At 63.6% G+C, this 2,453-nt stretch carries 4 protein-coding genes and 1 tRNA gene; 1 reads left to right on the top strand and 4 read right to left on the bottom strand.

Annotated features, from left to right (window positions below; all coding sequences use genetic code 11):
- The 4 genes from WAO18_RS18350 to WAO18_RS18365 all read right to left on the bottom strand — a co-directional run.
- The coding region (locus WAO18_RS18350; RefSeq protein ID WP_422207659.1) for a flavin-containing monooxygenase at nt 1-532 on the bottom strand (532 nt) is incomplete at its 3' end.
- Between the two features lie 81 nt (nt 533-613).
- Nucleotides 614-1,228, bottom strand: coding sequence for an RES family NAD+ phosphorylase (locus WAO18_RS18355; RefSeq protein ID WP_422207660.1), 615 nt, complete (start codon nt 1,226-1,228; stop codon nt 614-616).
- Nucleotides 1,225-1,731: a hypothetical protein gene (locus tag WAO18_RS18360; protein WP_422207661.1), complete on the bottom strand. Its 507-nt coding sequence runs from the start codon at nt 1,729-1,731 to the stop codon at nt 1,225-1,227. The genes WAO18_RS18355 and WAO18_RS18360 overlap by 4 nt, the downstream gene beginning before the upstream one ends.
- Nucleotides 1,732-1,795: 64 nt before the next feature.
- Nucleotides 1,796-2,287 (bottom strand): YajQ family cyclic di-GMP-binding protein, encoded by a 492-nt coding sequence (locus WAO18_RS18365; protein ID WP_422207662.1) that lies wholly within the window; start codon nt 2,285-2,287, stop codon nt 1,796-1,798.
- Between the two features lie 81 nt (nt 2,288-2,368).
- On the opposite strand from WAO18_RS18365, the gene WAO18_RS18370 reads away from it, so the two are divergent.
- A tRNA-Tyr gene (locus WAO18_RS18370) sits at nt 2,369-2,451 on the top strand.
- Nucleotides 2,452-2,453 lie beyond the last annotated feature (2 nt).

Genomic DNA, 2,453 nt, shown 5'->3' on the forward strand with positions numbered 1-2,453 from the left:
CGAAATCCTCGGGCCAGTGCTGCGGGTGGACGATGGTGCCGTCGAACTCGTTGAGGCCCGGGAAGTCTGGGGTGTAGCCCTCGTCGTAGTTGTAGTAGCCGGATCCGAAGAACACGAAGCGGCCGCGATAGGTCTTTTCCGCGCCGTCCTGATCGGCGGTGACCGTCCAGGTGTCGGTCGAAGAATCCCAGTCCGCCGAGCGGACGTGAGAGTTGAACCGGATGTGCTGATCCATGCCGTACTTTCGCGCGGTCGCGTTCAGGTATTCCCGGATGTGTACTCCGTCGACCACCCGATCTTCCCCGGTCCACGGTTCCCACGGGAAGCACAGCGTGAAGATGCTGCTGTCGGAGCGCACGCCCGGGTAGCGGAACAGGTCCCAGGTGCCGCCGATCTGCTCGCGTCGCTCCAAGATGACGTAACTGGTCCCGGGGTTGCGCTCGGTGATGCGGTGGGCGGCGCCCAGGCCCGAGAAACCCGCGCCGATGATGATGACGTCAACGTCGGTCGTGTCCGGTGGCGTCACGCTCATCGATGCACCTCACTTCGGGCGGGCCGTTGCCTACGTCACCACATTAGGCACCGACCGGTTGATTGGGCGAGGGCTTCCCGATTATCGGGGCTGCAGGAGGACGTCGATATGCAGTGGTGCGCAAAAGTCGATCAGCCACGTTTGATCGGAGGGGCTGGCGAAGATACGTGCGTGCGACGTGTCTTGAGCGAACGCGCCGGCGCACCGGTCGCCGAAGAACACATACGCCTTGGTGTTGTTGCAGAGGCGCGACATCCACACCATGCCGTCCACCCCGCAGCCGTGCGCAGCTTCGGCCCACTTGACCGTCGCCGGATAGGTGGAGGCGGGGCTCGACGTCACATCCTCTGGGCCGGCGCCGAGCTTTCGTAGCTTGATGCCGTGCAGGACGGCGAGGCGCAGATCGCTGGTGAGCTCGAGGACAGCGAGCGCCTTGCGCGAATAGTCGTCCCAGAGCAGATTTCCCCCCTCTACCGGAATGTCGTGTAGCAGGGACTCGGCGATGGCGGCTTCCTCGGTGTCGGCGGCGTACATGATCGGTACGACCGGCTTGCCGAAGAAACCGAACCGGGTCGGGGCGCCGATGCCGGGGTTGAAGTCAGTGCACGGGCGGGTGTTGGTGAATACGCGATACAGCCGGTGGCCCTTGGGCAAAGTTTCGATGGCCGGCTTGAACGGATTTCGTGGCGCTTTCACCACGAGACGGCCAGCGCATCGGCCGCCACATCGACAACTCGGTCAGGGTCCTCGGTGAGGTGTTCGACGGGTCGATCACCGTCGAAGTAGGTGGTCGGCGAGCAGAGCCACTGCACGAGGCCCGCCTCCGACCAATCGTTAGCGTCGGCGGTCCGGCGCAGCCGGGCGATGACCTCGAGGGGCTGCCCGTCCGGCCCGAACTGAAACCCGGGGTAGACGAGGCTGTTGCCTTGCCGCATGGCGACGAGCGTCTTGTCGCGGTGTGCGGTCGTCGCGAAGTTGCGTGGAGCACGCGACCGCGACCCCATCCGCTTACCGGCCTCGGTGCTGGTCAACATCCCGAACTCTTGCTCGATCCGGCCGTAGAGGTTCTGCTCGGCCTGGACGGCCCGGGCGATCGCGGGCTCGGTGTACACCGCGACCGACGCCAGCGCAGCGCCGACGGCTTGAGCGCTCTCCCGGACGCGTTCGGTTGCCAGAACCAGGCTCTCGGCAGTGGTCATGGCAACCATCGTACATGCGATTCATGCATATGCGCCAAGCGCACGAATCGCACGAATCAACGAATCAACGGTAGTTGACGAACTGCAGCGCCACGTCGAGGTCGGCCTTCTTGAGCATCGCGATGACCTCCTGCAGATCGTCGCGCTTTTTGCTGGTGACGCGCACCTCGTCGCCCTGAATCTGGGTTTTGACCGTCTTGGGGCCCTCGTCGCGGATCAGCTTGGTGATCTTCTTCGCGTTCTCGCTGCTGATGCCCTCTTTCAAGCTGCCGGTGACCTTGTAGGTCTTGCCGGAGGCCTGCGGCTCGCCGGCATCGAACGCCTTGAGGCTGATGTCGCGCCGGATCAGCTTCTCCTTGAAAACGTCGACGGCGGCCTTGACGCGCTCCTCGGTAGAGCTGGTCAGCTCGATCGCCTCGTCGCCCTTCCAGGCGATCTTCGTGTCGGTGCCGCGGAAGTCGAACCGGGTGGAGAGTTCCTTGGCGGCTTGGTTGAGGGCGTTGTCGACCTCCTGCCGGTCGAGCTTGCTCACGACGTCGAACGATGAATCCGCCATGGGATACGTCCCCTTCTATCGATGTTGGCCGTTTGTTATCCGAGTACATCTTCGTTGTAGGCTAGCTACCCGTACTACACCGGCAGATTGCCCGAGCGGCCAATGGGAGCGGACTGTAAATCCGTCGGCTAACGCCTACCCAGGTTCGAATCCTGGATCTGCCACT

It is taken from the genome of Mycobacterium sp., assembly GCF_049278535.1.
Lineage (GTDB): Bacteria > Actinomycetota > Actinomycetes > Mycobacteriales > Mycobacteriaceae > Mycobacterium.